Origin of the sequence: Streptomyces aidingensis (assembly GCF_900112355.1) — a bacterium.
In the GTDB taxonomy this organism is placed as follows: domain Bacteria; phylum Actinomycetota; class Actinomycetes; order Streptomycetales; family Streptomycetaceae; genus Streptomyces; species Streptomyces aidingensis.
Map to the genome: position 1 here is coordinate 676,154 of NZ_FOLM01000001.1, position 15,023 is coordinate 691,176.

The following is a 15,023-nucleotide window of genomic DNA, read 5'->3' on the forward strand; positions in this document are numbered from 1 at the left end:
AGAGGCGCCTGCCGCTCAGTCGGCGTCGACGCCGTACGGGCGGAGGCTGTTGACGATCTTGTCGATGGTGGCCTGGTCCGGTTCGCCCTCGTAGCCGAGATCCATGATCATCAGCCAGGTGACGATGTCCGCCTGCGCGTCCTTGTAGGAGATGGCGATCACCTTGCCGCTGGAGGCGGCGCATTCGTCGCCCTCCTCCACCGGCACATTCTCCACGGTGGAGGTGGAGATATGGCCCTCCAGCCCGTGCTCGGAGCTGAACGGCTCCGCCTCGCCGACGGTCAGCGTGCCCTGCTGCTCCCGGTCGTAGGCGGCGAGCACCCAGTTCCTGGACTCGTGCTCCGCCGAGGCGGCGGTGTCGGTCGCGCCCAGCGAGCCGGTGGTGCCGGCGAAGATCCGTGAGCTGCTGCTGCCGCAGTACCCCTCCATGTAGTACACCGGCGCGGAGAGGATGAAGGCCATCTCCTCGCCCTCGTGCTCGAACTCGTAGCCCACATAGACGCTCTCCGAGTCCACCTCCCAGTCCGGGGGCACGTCGAAGGCGTTGTTGCGCTCGGTGTGGGTCTGCACCTGCCAGTCGTCGGCGACCACCGGATCGGGCCGCTCGGTGACGCCGGCCCGCGGGTCGTCCGGACGCAGTTCCTCGTCCTCCCCCTCGGCGCCGCCCTCGGTGGGCTCCGCCTCGCCCTTCTCGTCCTGGTCCGGGCCGGCCTGCTCCTGCTGCTCCTCGCCGGCGGGCTGCGCCGTGCCGCCGTCACCGTCGCCGTCGCCCTTGCTGTTGACCAGGACCACGCCGCCCACCGCGACGGCCGCCACCAGCGCGGTGGCGGCGATGATCGCGCCCACCAGCCTGCCCCGGCCGCCCTTGCCGCCGCCGTCCGGCGGGACCGGCGGCAGCGGCGCGGTGTCCGGCGTCTGCCCGCCGGCCACCCCGTACCCGGCCCCCGCGCCGGGTACGGTCGGCTGCTGGTACGGGTTGGCCTGGTGGAAGCCCGGCTGCTGGTAGGGGTTGGGGCTCTCCCCGGTGCCCTGCGTCGGGTAACCGCCCTGCGGATATCCCGGCGGCGGCGTCCGGCCCGGCTGCTGGGGCTGCGGCGTCTGCTGGGGGTAGCCGTAGCTCTCGGTCCCGGGGTAGCCGCCCTGACCGGCGGACATGGGCCCGGGCGGGGGCGGCGGCGGTGGTGGGGTTCCCGTCCCGGGATCTCCGTACGGGCTGTTCGGCGGCGGAGTCGGAGCTCCCCCTGGCTGCTGTTCTCCTGGCCTCATGGTGCACACCTTAAAGCGGGCGCTGCTGCGCGGCTGCGGGCGGTCGTCGTCCTGGTCCGGCCGGTGCGGCCGACTCAGCCGTCGTAGGGGCGCAAACTGTTCATGATCTTCTCGATGGTGACGTCGTCCAGCTCTTCCTCGAAGCCGGTGTCGGCGACCAGGATCCAGGTCGCGATGTCCGCGCCGGAGTCGAGGTAGGAGACGGTGACGACCTTGCCGTCCCAGGCGCCGCACGCGGAGTCCGGCTCCTCGGGCACCCCGGTCACGGTGGCGGTCGCGGTATGGCCCTCGATGCCGTACGCCGAGCTGAACGGCCGGGCCTCGGACACCTCCAGCGTGGCCTGCCCGGCCTGGTCGTAGTGGGCACGGGCCCAGGCCTCGGCCTCCGTGGCGGCGGCGTCGGCGGTGTCGGTCGACCCGATGCTGCCCCGGGTCCCGGCCATCGCCCGGGCCGCCAGGCCCTCGTCGTTGCACCAGTTCTCCATGTAGAGGGCGACGGCCGACATGCCCACCAGGATGTCGTCGGGGTCGTCCTCGGAGGTGATCCAGACCTTGTAGTCGTCGGAGCTGGTGGTCCAGTCGGGCGGCACGTCGAAGGCCAGATCGCGGGTGGCGTAGGTCTGCACCTGCCATTCCCCGGCCACCACCGGGTCCGGCCGGTTCTGCACCCCGGCCCGCGGATCGTCCGGCCGCAGACTGCTCTCGGTGACGTCCCCGGTCTCCCCGGCCGTTTCCCCGGCGGTTTTCTCCGCCGGCTTCTCGGTGTTGTCGTCGGCCGCGGAGGTGTTGCCGTCCGAGCCGCTGATCAGCAGCACGCCGCCCACCGCGGCGGCGGCCACCAGCGCGGTCGCCGCGATGACCGCCAGCGCCATCCGCCACCGGCCGCCGGAGCCGGCCGGCGGCTGCGGCACGGGCTGCGGCCGGGGCCATCCCCGGTACGGATTGCTCTGCTGGTAACCCGGCTGCCGGTACGGGTTGCCGGAGGGCGGCTGCGGGCCGGTGCCCGGTGGCTGATCCGCGGTCATGGGGCGACTCTAGAAGTGTCCGCGGGCCGGGACCATGCCCGGCCGCGGATCGCTACCTGTCTGCGACATGCAGGGCTTTGCCGCACAGGAAGGCCCCGGGGCGTTCGTCTTCCGCCGGCCCCGGGGCCGTCCACGTTTTCGGCACAGGTAACGGCCGGTCAGCCCTCGATGGCCGACTTGAGGTCCTGGTCCGTCTGCTCCATGGTGTCCGCGGCCATGTGCAGGAAGTTGCCCATGCCCTGCAGACCTTCGAGCATCTGCTTGAGGCCGGTGGAGAACTCCTCATAGGACGTGTTGAACGCACTCGACGAGGCGGAGGTGACGTAACCGTCCTCGGTGAGGTTGTCGACATACGTCTTCAGATCGTCGAGCTCCCGGTCCAGTCGCTCGTACTCACTGATGAGGTGGTCGCCGGCGTCGTGCATGTCGTCATAAGTGACATTCATGTCCGACATGGCGCGCCCCCTTCCTGTCAGTGCGGGGACTGGCCCCCGCAGAACGTGCCGGGCTGGCAGCCGCGCCGGCTACCCCCGTCTTGCCACCACGCAGCGTACGCGGTGTCCCGGGCCGGTCACACCCCGGGCTTGTTTGCTCGTACACACTTGTGACACGGGGGTCTTGGGCTGCCCCGCACTCCGCTTCCGAAAGCTCTTGAGCTGTCGACTATGTTGCTTGAGAGTAGAAGGCAATAGCTGTAACAACGGGGAGGAATCGGCGTGCGTCTGACTCTTACCGTCGTCGACCCTGTCGGGGGGAACTCAGTCGATGCGGTGCTCGACGCCGATCCGGAAACCCCGGTCTCCGGCCTGGTCCCGGAGTTCATGGAACTGGTGGGCAGCCGCTACACCGCCCAGCCCTCGCCGTACAGCCCCTACGGACAGCCCGGCGCGCCCGCCGTGCCGCCGGTGTTCGTGGACGGCGCCCATGTCGATCCCGGGCTGAGCCTGGCCGATTCCCCGATCCGCGAGGGCGCGGTGGTCAGCCTGCACCACGCGGGCGGCTGCCCGCCCGGCGAGCCCAGCGGCTTCGTCGAACTGCGGGTGGTCGGCGGACCGGGCGCGGGCGCGGTGCACCGGCTGGGCGTGGGACGGGTGGACATCGGCAGCGCGCAGGGCTCCCCGGTGCGGATAGCCGACCCCTCGCTGGAGCCGCGCGCCCTCACCCTGCGCATCGCCGCCGACGGCCGCTGCAAGGTCACCGTGCACGGCGGCGCCACCATCCGCATCGACGGCAAGGAGCCGGAGACCGGCGGCGGCAGCACCGGCGGCTCCGGCGGCTCCGGCAGGGAGGAGCGGATCGACTGGCCGCTGGGCTCCCAGATCGCCCTCGGCAACAGCATTCTGGAGATCACGCCCTACTACCCGCCGGACGCCGCGCTGCGCCCCTCCGAGGACGGCGCCGGCCTGGACTACAACCGGCCGCCCCGGCTGGTGCCGCCCGGCCACCCCAAGCATTTCAAGCTGCCCTCCGAGCCGGATGAGCCGGACAAGCGCCAGATCCCCTGGATCATGGCGGTCTTCCCGGTGGTCGGCGCGGTGATGATGGCCGTGATCCGGGACCGCTGGATCTTCCTGCTGCTGGCCCTGCTCTCGCCGATCATGCTGATCGCCAACTACTTCATGAGCAAGAAGTCCGGCTGGAAGAAGTACCTGGAGAAACTGGAGGAGTACAAGGAGACCAAGGCCCGGGTGGAGAAGGACGCCCAGGAGGCCCTGGTCGCCGAGCGGTTCATGCGCCGCCACGCCTCCCCGGACCCGGGCACCGTGCTGAACAACGCCACCGGGCCGCGCACCCGGCTGTGGGAGCGCCGCCGCAGCGACGACGACCATCTGCTGCTGCGCGTCGGCACCTGCGAACTGGACTCCGAGGTGGTGCTCACCGACCCCGACCAGGACGAGCACAAGCGCGAGGTCACCTGGAAGATCGCGGACGCCCCGGTCACCATCTCGCTCAAGGAGCACGGCGTGGTGGGCTTCGCCGCGCCCGGCGACATGGTGCGCTCCATGGGCCGCTGGGCGCTGGGCCAGATCGCCGTGCTGCACAGCCCCAACGACGTCCAGATCTACGTCCTGACCGACACCGCCGGACAGGCCGGCTGGGAGTGGGTGCGCTGGCTGCCGCACAGCCGCCCGGTCAGTGAGCAGAACACCAATGTGCTGATCGGCACGGACGCCGAGACCGTGGCCGCCCGCCTGGCCGAGCTGACCACCCTGCTGGACGGCCGCACCAAGGCGCTGAAGAAGTCCCGCGCCCGCAGCGCCGAATTCCGCGACCCGGACATCGTCGTGGTCTTCGACGGCTCGCGGCGGATGCGCCAGCTGCCGGGCGTGATCCGGCTGCTCAAGGAGGGCCCCGCGGTCGGCATGTACGCGCTCTGCCTGGAGGACGAGGAGCGGTTCCTGCCCGGCGAGTGCCAGGCGGTGGCGGTGGCCGAGACCGGCGCGCCCGGCGGCGGCACGGCCGGCCCCTGGCAGCAGTTCCAGCCCGGGCTGCGCGGCGGCTTCCCCGGCTTCGGCGGCTCACCGGCCGCGGCACCGCAGCCCGCCGGCCGGGCCGGCACCGGCGTGCCCGCCGCCTTCGGCGCGGTGCCCGGCTGGCAGCAGCCCGTGCCCCAGCCGGCCGGCGCGGGCGCCGGCTCCCCGCTCGCCGCCTCGCCGATGACCGCCGAGTCCGAGTCCGCGCCGCGCTACGACCGGCTGCGGGTCGGCCGGCGCGGCCAGGCGCCGCTGCACGGGGTGCTGCCCGATCTGGTCAGCCCCGCCTGGTGCGGGCTGATCTCCCGCTCCCTCGCCCCGCTGCGCGACATCAGCGACGAGGAGGAGGGTGCGGGCCTGCCCAACTCGGCCCGGCTGCTGGACGTGCTGGAGCTGGAGCCGCCCACCCCGCAGGCGATCGCGGCCCGCTGGCAGACGGACGGGCAGTCCACGGTCGCGGTCATCGGCCAGTCCTACGACGGGGCGTTCGCCCTGGACATCCGGCGGGACGGGCCGCACGGCCTGATCGCCGGCACCACCGGCTCCGGAAAGTCCGAGCTGCTCCAGACCATCGTGGCCTCGCTGGCGGTGGCCAACACCCCGGACAACATGACCTTCGTGCTGGTGGACTACAAGGGCGGCTCGGCGTTCAAGGACTGCGTGCAGCTCCCGCACACCGTGGGCATGGTGACGGACCTGGACAACCTGCTGGTGGAACGGGCGCTGCGCTCGCTGGGCGCGGAGCTGACCCGGCGCGAGCACATCCTGCTGCACGTCGGCGCCAAGGACATCGAGGACTACCAGGACCTGCTCAGGCGCGAGCCGGGGCGGCACGAGTCCATGCCGCGGCTGCTGATCGTCATCGACGAGTTCGCCTCCATGGCCCGGGAACTGCCGGACTTCGTCAAGGGCCTGGTCAACATCGCCCAGCGGGGCCGCTCGCTCGGCATCCACCTGCTGCTGGCCACCCAGCGGCCCACCGGCGTGGTCTCCCCGGAGATCCGGGCCAACACCAACCTGCGGATCGCGCTGCGGGTGACGGATGCCAGCGAGTCCAACGACGTGCTCGACGCGCCGGACGCCGCGCAGATCCAGAAGTCCACCCCCGGCCGGGCCTATGTCCGGCTCGGCGCCGCCTCCCTGCTGCCCTTCCAGGCCGGCCGGGTGGGCGGCCGGCGGCCCGGCGCCGTGGACCCGGCGGTCTCCCGCCCCTGGTCCAAGCAGCTCGACTGGTACGGGCTGGGCCGCGAGGAGCTGAAGCGCCCGCCGTCCGCACAGAAGGAGGACGACGAGAACACCGACCTGAAGGTGCTGGTCGCCGCCGTCAACGAGGCCAACCGGGCGCTGGGCATCCCGGCGCAGCACAGCCCGTGGCTGCCGCCGCTGGACGAGATCATCCAGCTGGAGGCGCTGCCGCCGGCCGCCCCGGCCGGGGCGCTGCCCGCCGCGCCCTGGGCCATCGAGGACCTGCCCGATCAGCAGGACCGGCGCTCGCTGGCGATCGACTTCAAGACCTTCGGCCATCTGCTGGTCTCCGGCGCGCCGCGCACCGGCCGTTCGCAGCTGCTGCGCACCATCGCCGGCTCGCTGGCCCGCACCCACTCAGCCGCCGACGTCCACCTGTACGCCTTCGACTGCGGCAACGGCGCGCTCAACATCCTCACCAGGCTGCCGCACTGCGGCGCGGTGGTCGGGCGCGCCCAGGTGGACCGGGCCAAACGGCTGCTCAAGCGGCTGGTCGCAGAGGTCACCCGGCGGCAGGAGCTGCTGGCCCAGGACGCCATGTCGGACATCGGGGAGCAGCGGGCCGCCGCCCGCACCCCCGAGGAGCGGCTGCCGCACATCGTGATCATGCTGGACCGCTGGGAGGGCTGGACCAACAGCCTGGGCGAGGTGGACACCGGCGCGCTGACCGACCAGCTCTTCCTGATCATGCGGGAGGGCGCCAGCGTCGGCGTGCACGTCATCATCACCGGTGACCAGAAGATCCACAGCGGGCGGATCTCCTCCCTCAGCGAGGAGAAGTACACCTTCCGGCTCCAGGACCGCACCGACTACTCCTCGGCCGGCCTGCGGGCGCGGGACATGCCCGAGGAGATCCCGGCCGGGCGGCTGTTCCGGTCCGGCGGCTCCACCATGATCCAGGTGGCGGTGCTCTCCGACGACCTCACCGGCCAGGGCCAGGCCGCCGCGCTGACCGCCATCGGCGACGCGGCCAGGCAGCGCGACGCGGACCTGCCGCGCGCCCGCCGGCCGTTCCGGGTCGACGTCCTTCCCGCGCGGCTCACCTTCGCCGACGCCTGGGAGATGCGCGACCCGGAGGGCTCCCGCTCCCGGATGTGGTCGCTCATCGGTGTCGGCGGCGACGAACTCACCGGCTACGGCCCGGACCTGTCCCGGGGCCAGGGCTCGTTCATCATCGCCGGGCAGGCCAAGTCCGGCCGTTCCACCGCGCTGTACAACATGGCCCGGGTGCTGCTCGGCAACGGCGTCCGGCTGGTGCTGTCCGTGCCGCGCAACTCCCCGCTGCTCACCCTCCAGGGGCAGGAGGGGGTCCTGGAGGTGTTCACCGCCCCCAAGTTCACCAACGACCGGCTCGCCGAACTCTTCGCCGATGCCTCGCCGGAGAACCCGATGGTCTTCATGGCCGACGACGCCGAGGACATCCGCCGGGTGAAGGACATGGAGACCGAGCTGGAGAAGATGGTGGTGCGCGGCACCGAACGCGGCATCGGCGTGGTGGTGGCCGGCGACGAGACCACGGTGTGCAGCGGCTTCAGCGGCTGGCAGGCGCAGATGAAGAAGGCCCGCCGCGGTGTGCTGCTCTCCCCGGCCACGCACCGCTCCGGCGACCTCATCGGCCTGAAGCTGCCCCGCAGTGCGGCCGTGGAGCGCCCGCAGCCCGGCAACGGCATCCTCCACCTCGGTGACGGCCAGCCCCTCTCCGTCCGCCTCCCGCTGCCCGACTGACGGGGCGAAGGCGTCCCCGGGCGGAGCGGGGCAGGGGTGAACAGGGGGGACTTTTCCGGTGTTTGCGGGCATGATGGGGGGTGTACACCCGGCGGTCCGGCCAATGGTGTCCGGCCGCCGTCCAGCAGGGGACAGAGCAGGGGACAGCAGAGGCATCGCACCGGGTCGTTACCACTCGCACACCCGCTGACCACGGCCGATGAGACCGAAGCGGGGGCCGGGCGCTGTTGCGGGGGTGTGACGCCAACGGCGTTGTAGGGCCGTTCTGGCGGCTGGTACGGTTCCAGCGACTTCGAATCCTGTTACGAGCGGGCCGTTTGCGCAGATGAACGCGACCGGCCCGGGCGCCCTCCGGCCGAGGCGCCCGTCAACCGCGGGGGTGGTGGCGTGAAGACCCAGAACCGGGTATCTGCGGCTGCGAAGAATCCGGTTGCGGCCGGACCGGCCCTGGGAGACCGGCTGCCCACACCGCCACGCGAACGCAAACCCGCCCTCGCCGCGCTGGCGGTGCTGCTGATCCTGGTGGGCGCGCTGGGCGCCACCGTGCTGGTGCTCCAGGCCGGTGACCGTGTCGAGGCCGTGCAGATCACCGAGCGCATTCCCGCCGGGCAGCCCATCCCCGAGGACGCCATGACCCCCGTGCTGGTCGCCGAGGCCGACGGCGTGGACTTCGTCCTGTGGGGCCAGCGGGACCAGATCATCGACGGCGATGTGTGGTCCCGCGTCGACCTGGTCGAAGGCACCGTGCTGGTCGAGGAGATGTTCACCCGGGACGACCAGCTCGGCGCGGACGATGTGCTGGTGGGGCTCTCCCTGAGCCCGGGTCAGTACCCCACCGGCCTGGAGGTCGGCCAGACGGTGGCCGTCTACTGGGTCGGCAATGACGCGGAGGACGCCGCCGAGGCGGACGACGACGCCACCGGGGGCGGCGCCGGCCCCGGCCGGCAGGTGCTCAGCGACGCCGCCAAGGTCGTGGTCGTGGACGGCGGCAACGGCAACCGCAGTGATCTGTCGGTGACCGTCCGGGTGCCCACGGAAGAGGTCGCCCCCCTCACCCGGGCCGCCTCCGGCGGCGATGTGGCCGTGGCCATCGTGGCGCCCGCGGGCAGCGAGGACTGAGGAGCGGTACAGGATGGCGCTGATCGCAATCGCGGCCGACAAGGGCGCGCCGGGGGTCACCACCACCGCCGTGGCGCTGGCCGCCCTGTGGCCGCGCCGGGCGCTGCTGGCCGAGGCCGACCCGGCCGGCGGTGATCTCATCTACCGCTCGGTCGGCGGCAACGGGCGGCCCCTGGACCCGGGCACGGGCATTCTGTCGCTGGCCGCCACCGCCCGCCGGGGCATCGCCGCCGAGCAGCTCTGGGACCACACCCAGCGGCTGGCCGGCGGCCTGGATGTGATCGTCGGCCTGGCCTCCGCCGAGCAGGCGGCCGGTCTGACCGGCCAGTGGAGCGGCCTGGGCAAGGCGTTCGCCGAACTCGCCCAGTCCCCCCATCAGGAGGCCGCGGCCGATGTCATCGCCGACCTCGGCCGGCTGGGCCCGGACTCGCCCGCCGTGGCCCTGCTGCCGCACGCCGCCCTGCTGCTGCTGGTCACCCGCACCCGGCCCGAGCAGCTCGCCCGGGTGCGGGACCGCGCCCAGGCGCTCAGCGGCAAGCTGCACGGCGGCAGCCGCAGCGGCGCCGCCCAGCTGGGCAAGCCGCAGATCGGCGTGGTGCTGCTGGCCGATCCGCAGCAGGGCGCCAGAATCGCCGGCCAGGTCAACGAGATGCTGATCGCCGGTCACACCGGCGCCCGGGTGGTGGGCCTGGTCGCCGACGACCCGGCCGGCGCCGACATGCTGGCCGGCCGCCGCCGCGGCCGGGTGGACAAGTCGCTGCTGGTCCGCTCCGCCCGCAAGATCGTCTCCGATCTCCAGCAGAACTTCCGCGCCGAGCTGACCTCCTCCGGCGGCCCCGGGCAGACCGGCGGGCATCCGGTGCAGCACCCCGGGGGCGCCGGCGCCCCCGGCTCGGCCCCGCCGCCCGCGCCCGAGGGCGCCCAGGGCTATGCGCCGCGGCAGCCGCCCGCCCCCGGCGGCGTGGCCGGACCGTACGGGCCCGGTCCGTACGCTCCGGGTCCGTCCGGCCCGGCGGCCGGCTCCGCCCCCGGTGAGCACGGATGGCAGCCCGGCGCCCAGGGCACCGGCGCGCCGCCCGGCGCCGCGGGAGCCCCGAGATGAGCGAGGTCAACCACCAGTTGGTGAAGCGGCTGCGCCAGGAGGCGGGCGACCGCCTCGCCGAGCAGCGCCGCATCGACCAGGCCAGCGGCGTCCGCCCGATGAGCAGCGAGGACGAACGCCACTACGCCCGCGCGGTGATCGCCCAGGTGCTGGAGGAGTACGTCCGGGAGGAGATAGCCTCCGGCCGGGCCCCGCTGGACGCCCAGACCGAGGAGGCGTACGCCGCCGCGGTGCACGCCGCGCTGTTCGGCGTCGGCCGGCTGCAGCCGCTGCTGGACGACCCCGAGATCGAGAACATCGACATCAACGGCTGCGACCGGGTCTTCATCGGCTACGCCGACGGCCGCGAGACGCGCGGCGAACCGGTCGCCGAGAGCGACGAGGAACTGGTCGAGCTGATCCAGATCCTCGGCGCCTACTCCGGTCTTTCCTCCCGGCCCTTCGACTCCGCCAATCCGCAGCTCGACCTGCGGCTGCCGGACGGCTCCCGGCTGTCCGCCGTGATGGACGTGACCCGCCGGCCCGCGCTGTCCATCCGGCGCGCCCGGCTCGGCAAGGTCTTCCTGGCCGATCTGGTCGGCAACGGCACCCTCACCCCGGAGATCGGCAGCTTTCTGGCCGCCGCGGTGCGGGCCCGCAAGAACATCATGATCGCCGGCTCCACCAACGCCGGGAAGACCACCCTGCTGCGCGCCCTGGCCAACGAGATCCCGCCCGAGGAGCGGCTGATCACCGTGGAGCGCGCGCTGGAGCTGGGCCTGGACGAGTTCACCGATCTGCATCCCAATGTGGTCGCCTTCGAGGAGCGGCTGCCCAACTCCGAGGGCCAGGGCTATATCTCCATGGCGGAACTGGTGCGCCGCTCGCTGCGCATGAACCCCTCCCGGGTGATCGTCGGCGAGGTCCTCGGCGACGAGATCGTCACCATGCTCAACGCCATGTCGCAGGGCAACGACGGCTCGCTGTCCACGATCCACGCCAACAGCTCGGCCGAGGTGTTCAACCGCATCTCCACCTACGCCCTCCAGGCGTCCGAACGCCTGCCGGTGGAGGCCAGCCAGTTGCTGATCGGCGGCGCGCTCAACTTCGTGGTCTTCATCCAGCGGCGCAACAACTACGCACAGGGGGGAACCCTGAGGCGTCTGGTGACGTCCATTCGGGAGGTCAACGGCGTGGACGGACGGGTGCTGTCCAGCGAGGTCTTCGCCGAGGGACCGGACGGCGTGCCGCGTCCCTCGGCGCCGGTCTCCTGCGTCGAGGAACTGATCCACTACGGCTACCGCGGCGGATGGGGGTGATCCGGGGATGCCGGGCATGACCGGACTGCTGACCCTGGAGTTCCTGCTCAGCCTGGCCAGCGGCATCGCCGCGGGCGGCGGACTGGCCCTGCTGATCGCGGCCGTGCGCGGCTTCCCGCCCCGGACGGCGGAGGAACGGCTGCGCGCCGAGCGCCGCCGCGCCGAGATCGCCCGCTTCGTCAGCCAGCGCACCATGATCGGCGCCCTGGTGGCGGTGGTGGTGCTGGTGCTGACCCGCTGGCCGGTCGCCGCGCTGGCCGCCGCCCTGCTGGTGTTCACCTGGGACAAGCTGTTCGGCGGCGCCGGTGAGGAACGCGCCGCCATGCGCCGGGTGGAGGCGCTGGCCTCCTGGACGGAGTCGCTGCGCGACACCATCGCCGGCGCGGTCGGTCTGGAGCAGGCCATCCCGGCCTCCGCCCGGGCCGCCTCGCCCGCGCTGCGCGAACCGCTGTTCAACCTGGTGGACCGGCTGCGCTCACGCACCCCGCTGCCCGACGCCCTCCAGGAGTTCGCCGACGAACTCGACGACTCCTCGGCCGACATCATCATCGCCTCGCTGATCCTCAACGCCCGGCTGCGCGGCCCCGGCCTGCGGGAGGTGCTGGGCGCGCTGGCCAAGTCCGCGCGCCAGGAGGTGGACATGCGCCAGCGGGTGATGGCGCAGCGCGCCTCCACCCGGCGCAGCGTACAGATCGTGGTCGGTATCTCCCTCGCCTTCCCCGGCCTGCTCGCCCTGTTCAGCCCCGGCTTTGTCGAGCCCTACGACTCGATGGCCGGCCAGGCCGTACTGGCCCTGGTGGCGCTGCTGTTCGGGGCCGGCTTCTGGTGGATGCGCAGCCTGTCCACGATCGAGACGCCGGAGCGGTTCATGGCCCGGCCCGATTCCCTCCCGGTGATCCGGGAGGGAATCGGGCCGGGCGCCGCCGCGGGCGGGGGCACCGCCGCGGACGAGGCCGGCGTCGCCCGGACGCCGCTGCTGCCGCGGCAGTCCACGGTCATGCCGAAGGGAGGCACGGGAGCGTGAACGAGACCATCACCTGGTCGGTGCTCATCGGCGGCCTGCTGGGCCTGGGCCTGTATGTACTGGCCCGGGCGCTGTTCCCCGGCGAGCGCAGCCCGGTCTCCGCGGTGGCCCGGGTGGACGCGCTGCGCGCCCGCGGCTTCCATCCCGGCGAGGCCCGCGGGGCGGCCGGCGCCCTGGGCACCGGTGAGCCGCACCGGCCCGGCCGGATCGACGAACTCCGCGGCCGGCTCGGCGAATGGCTGTCCGAGGTCTTCCTGCGCCGCGGCTGGGAGATGCGTTCGCTGCGCGCCGACCTCTCCCTGCTGGGCCGGGACTGGGAGGGTTTTCTGGCCCAGAAGGTGCTGATGGCCGCGCTGGGCCTGGTCTTCGGGCCGTTTGTGTACGGGGCCGGTTTCATGCTGGGGCTGGTGAACAGCCCGTTCGTCCCGCTCTGGCTGGCCCTGGTGTTCGCGGCCGTTTTCTTCTTCCTGCCGGACGCGGAGGTGCGGCGGGACGCGGCGGCCAGGCGGCGGGACTTCCGCCGGGTGGTGGCCGCATATCTGGATCTGGTGGCCATGAGCCTGGCCGGCGGCCGTGGCCTGCCGGAGGCGCTGAAGGCCGCGGCGGAGGTCAGCGACGGCTGGGCCCTGCGCCGCATCCGCACCGCGCTGAGCGACGCCCGGATCACCGGACTCAGCCAGTGGCAGGCGCTGGGCCGGCTCGGCGACGAGGTCGGGGTCGAGGAACTGCGCGACCTGGCCAACTCGCTGGCGCTGGTGGCCGACGACGGCGCCAAGGTCCGGGCATCGCTGGGCGCCCGCGCGGAGACCATGCGCAGCCGGGAGCTCGCCGAGATCGAGGGGACCGCGGGGAAGAAATCGCAGTCCATGCTGATCGCACAGCTTCTGCTGTGCCTGGGTTTTCTGGTTTTCCTGATCTTTCCGGCAGGGATGCGGGTGTTCGGCTTCTGAGCGCCGGCGCGCCGTATCGCGACAAGCGTGAGCGAGAGGGTAAGTGCAATGTCCAAGAGGTCCGCAGAAAGCACAGGTCCGGCGCATGCCGGACGGTCCCGGATCACCGGGTGGATGCCGGGTTTCCACGATTCGCGCGTTCAGTATCTGACCGTGATGCTGCGGGAGCGCGTCCACCGGGCGCGCGCCCTGGGCGCCGACCGCGGTGCCTCCGCCCTGGAGTGGGTGGTGATCGCCGCCATCGTGGTCGGCATCGTGGCCGTGGTCGGCGGGGTCATCACCACGGCCCTGACCGACCGCGCCGACGAGGTCAGTGACTGCATCGGCAGCGCGGACGGCAGCGAGGGCTCGAAGTGCTGAACGGCCGCCGCGTGCTGCGGGCCGTCCGCCGCCGGCTCGGTCTGACGACCGGTGACGGCGGCGGGCCGGGTCCGCTCCGCGGCGGCGACTCGGGCGCCTCGGCGATCGAGTTCGTGATGCTGACCCCGGTGATGTTCTTCATGATCTTCGGGGCGGTGCAGTTCGCGATGTTCTCCTTCGCCCAGGACGTGGCCAAGGCCGCGGCCCAGGCGGGCGCCCGCACGGCGCGCGCCGAGGCCGACGCCGACCCGCAGGGCTGGGCGCAGGACGCGGAGGACAAGGCCCGAAGCTATGTGGACCAGCTCGGCCCGGGCATGTTCGACGGCACGGTGACCATCACCCCCCTCGGCCCGGCCGACAACGTGGTGGGGGTCCGGGTCACCGGCAAGGTGCCGTCGATCCTGCCCGGGATGGACCTGACCGTGAGCGCGGAGTCCCGGGGGCCCGTGGAACGGTTCGTGCCCGACGAGGGCTGAGCACAAGGCGGACGACGAGGGCTGACCGAAATGACGCGGAGCAGGGGCCAGGACCGCCCGCCCGCCGCCGGGCGGGACGCGGGCATCAGCGCGGTGGAGGTCGTCTTCATCGCGCCGCTGATCATGCTGTTCATCCTGGTGCTGATCGGCTTCGGCCAGCTGACGGCCGGGCGCAGCGCGGTCGACGGCGCCGCCCGGGACGCGGCCCGGGCCGGCTCGCTGGAGCGCGACGCCGCCGCGGCCGAGCAGCAGGCCCGCGCCGTCGCCACCGAACAGCTCAGGGACATCTGCCGCGGCGGCATCGATGTCGAGCCCGAGGCCGGCAGCCACGCACCGGGCACCCTCTACACCGTCACGGTGAGCTGCGACGTCAAGGCGCTGGATCTGCTGGGCCTGCCGCTCACCGACCGGCTGTCCGGCACCTCCACCGCGCCCATCGACCTGTACCGGAGGTCCGGAGAGTGACCAGGACCGTCGTCCCCCCGGCCGTCCGGGCCGTCCGGGGCGTCCGCGCCGTCCGGGCCGGCGGCCGGGACCGCGGCTCCGGCGCCATTCTCGTGGTGCTGTTCGCCGTGGTGGTGCTGCTGCTGGCGGCCTTCGTGGTGGACGGCGGCCTGTCCATCGCCAGCCGGGAGCGGGCCGCCGACATCGCCGAGCAGGCCGCCCGGTACGCCGCCCAGGACATCAACGAGGACGCGCTGCGCTCCGGTGACGGCTCGGTGGCGCCGATCAACTTCGAGAACTGCGACGCGAATGTCGCCGAATTCGTCGCCGGCATCGAGCTCACCAGCGCGGAGATCGACGGACACGACTGCCGGGAAGGCGCCGCCGCCAACGAGGTCGAGGTGACCATCGACGTCACCTACCGCCCGGTGTTCGGCGGACTTCTCTTCCAGACCCTGACGGTCACGGGCACGGCCACCGCCGAGGCCCGGACCGGCTGACCGCACCACCATCCA

General features: G+C 72.7%; 13 protein-coding genes. 10 read left to right on the forward strand and 3 right to left on the reverse strand.

Annotated elements, in window-relative coordinates:
• Positions 1-15 precede the first annotated feature (15 nt).
• From BM242_RS03020 to BM242_RS03030, 3 genes are all read right to left on the reverse strand, one after another.
• The gene (locus tag BM242_RS03020) at positions 16-1,155 is read right to left on the reverse strand and encodes a DUF8017 domain-containing protein (RefSeq protein WP_093836993.1); all 1,140 of its coding nucleotides are present in this window, start codon (positions 1,153-1,155) and stop codon (positions 16-18) included.
• Between the two features lie 185 nt (positions 1,156-1,340).
• Positions 1,341-2,291 carry a DUF8017 domain-containing protein gene (locus BM242_RS03025; RefSeq protein WP_093836994.1) on the reverse strand — a complete coding sequence of 317 codons (951 nt, stop codon included), beginning with the start codon at positions 2,289-2,291 and terminating at the stop codon, positions 1,341-1,343.
• A 158-nt stretch (positions 2,292-2,449) separates the two neighbouring features.
• Entirely contained in the window at positions 2,450-2,737 is a 288-nt protein-coding gene (locus BM242_RS03030) for a WXG100 family type VII secretion target (protein ID WP_245833766.1), read from the reverse strand.
• Between the two features lie 270 nt (positions 2,738-3,007).
• Between BM242_RS03030 and BM242_RS03035 the strand changes: the two genes are divergently transcribed.
• From BM242_RS03035 to BM242_RS03080, 10 genes are all read left to right on the forward strand, one after another.
• Entirely contained in the window at positions 3,008-7,735 is a 4,728-nt protein-coding gene (locus tag BM242_RS03035; RefSeq protein WP_175541227.1) for an FtsK/SpoIIIE domain-containing protein, read from the forward strand.
• A 387-nt stretch (positions 7,736-8,122) separates the two neighbouring features.
• Complete coding sequence (locus tag BM242_RS03040) at positions 8,123-8,854, forward strand: hypothetical protein (protein WP_093836996.1); 732 nt, start codon at positions 8,123-8,125, stop codon at positions 8,852-8,854.
• A gap of 13 nt (positions 8,855-8,867) precedes the next feature.
• Positions 8,868-9,956, forward strand: coding sequence for a hypothetical protein (locus BM242_RS03045; protein WP_245833767.1), 1,089 nt, complete (start codon positions 8,868-8,870; stop codon positions 9,954-9,956).
• Positions 9,953-11,254 (forward strand): TadA family conjugal transfer-associated ATPase, encoded by a 1,302-nt coding sequence (locus BM242_RS03050; protein WP_093837318.1) that lies wholly within the window; start codon positions 9,953-9,955, stop codon positions 11,252-11,254. Before BM242_RS03045 ends, BM242_RS03050 begins: the two co-directional genes overlap by 4 nt.
• Positions 11,255-11,270: 16 nt before the next feature.
• On the forward strand, positions 11,271-12,278 hold the full coding sequence (locus BM242_RS03055; RefSeq protein WP_425443796.1) for a type II secretion system F family protein: 1,008 nt from the start codon (positions 11,271-11,273) through the stop codon (positions 12,276-12,278).
• A complete protein-coding gene (locus BM242_RS03060; RefSeq protein ID WP_093836998.1) occupies positions 12,275-13,228 on the forward strand; it encodes a type II secretion system F family protein in 954 nt (317 codons plus the stop codon). Before BM242_RS03055 ends, BM242_RS03060 begins: the two co-directional genes overlap by 4 nt.
• Before the next feature lie 114 nt (positions 13,229-13,342).
• A complete protein-coding gene (locus tag BM242_RS03065) occupies positions 13,343-13,588 on the forward strand; it encodes a hypothetical protein (protein ID WP_093836999.1) in 246 nt (81 codons plus the stop codon).
• Positions 13,582-14,064, forward strand: a complete 483-nt coding sequence (locus tag BM242_RS03070) for a TadE family protein (protein ID WP_245833768.1) — start codon at positions 13,582-13,584, stop codon at positions 14,062-14,064. Before BM242_RS03065 ends, BM242_RS03070 begins: the two co-directional genes overlap by 7 nt.
• A gap of 30 nt (positions 14,065-14,094) precedes the next feature.
• Entirely contained in the window at positions 14,095-14,529 is a 435-nt protein-coding gene (locus tag BM242_RS03075) for a TadE/TadG family type IV pilus assembly protein (RefSeq protein ID WP_093837000.1), read from the forward strand.
• Positions 14,526-15,008: a pilus assembly protein TadG-related protein gene (locus BM242_RS03080; RefSeq protein WP_093837001.1), complete on the forward strand. Its 483-nt coding sequence runs from the start codon at positions 14,526-14,528 to the stop codon at positions 15,006-15,008. Before BM242_RS03075 ends, BM242_RS03080 begins: the two co-directional genes overlap by 4 nt.
• The last annotated feature ends 15 nt before the right edge of the window (positions 15,009-15,023 follow it).

Coding starts and splice junctions, on each gene's coding strand:
- BM242_RS03020 (WP_093836993.1), bottom strand. CDS start 1,155: ATGTCCGCCGGTCAGGGCGGCTACCCCGGGACCGAGAGCTACGGCTAC.
- BM242_RS03025 (WP_093836994.1), bottom strand. CDS start 2,291: ATGACCGCGGATCAGCCACCGGGCACCGGCCCGCAGCCGCCCTCCGGC.
- BM242_RS03030 (WP_245833766.1), bottom strand. CDS start 2,737: ATGAATGTCACTTATGACGACATGCACGACGCCGGCGACCACCTCATC.
- BM242_RS03045 (WP_245833767.1), top strand. CDS start 8,868: ATGGCGCTGATCGCAATCGCGGCCGACAAGGGCGCGCCGGGGGTCACC.
- BM242_RS03050 (WP_093837318.1), top strand. CDS start 9,953: ATGAGCGAGGTCAACCACCAGTTGGTGAAGCGGCTGCGCCAGGAGGCG.
- BM242_RS03055 (WP_425443796.1), top strand. CDS start 11,271: ATGACCGGACTGCTGACCCTGGAGTTCCTGCTCAGCCTGGCCAGCGGC.
- BM242_RS03065 (WP_093836999.1), top strand. CDS start 13,343: ATGCCGGGTTTCCACGATTCGCGCGTTCAGTATCTGACCGTGATGCTG.
- BM242_RS03075 (WP_093837000.1), top strand. CDS start 14,095: ATGACGCGGAGCAGGGGCCAGGACCGCCCGCCCGCCGCCGGGCGGGAC.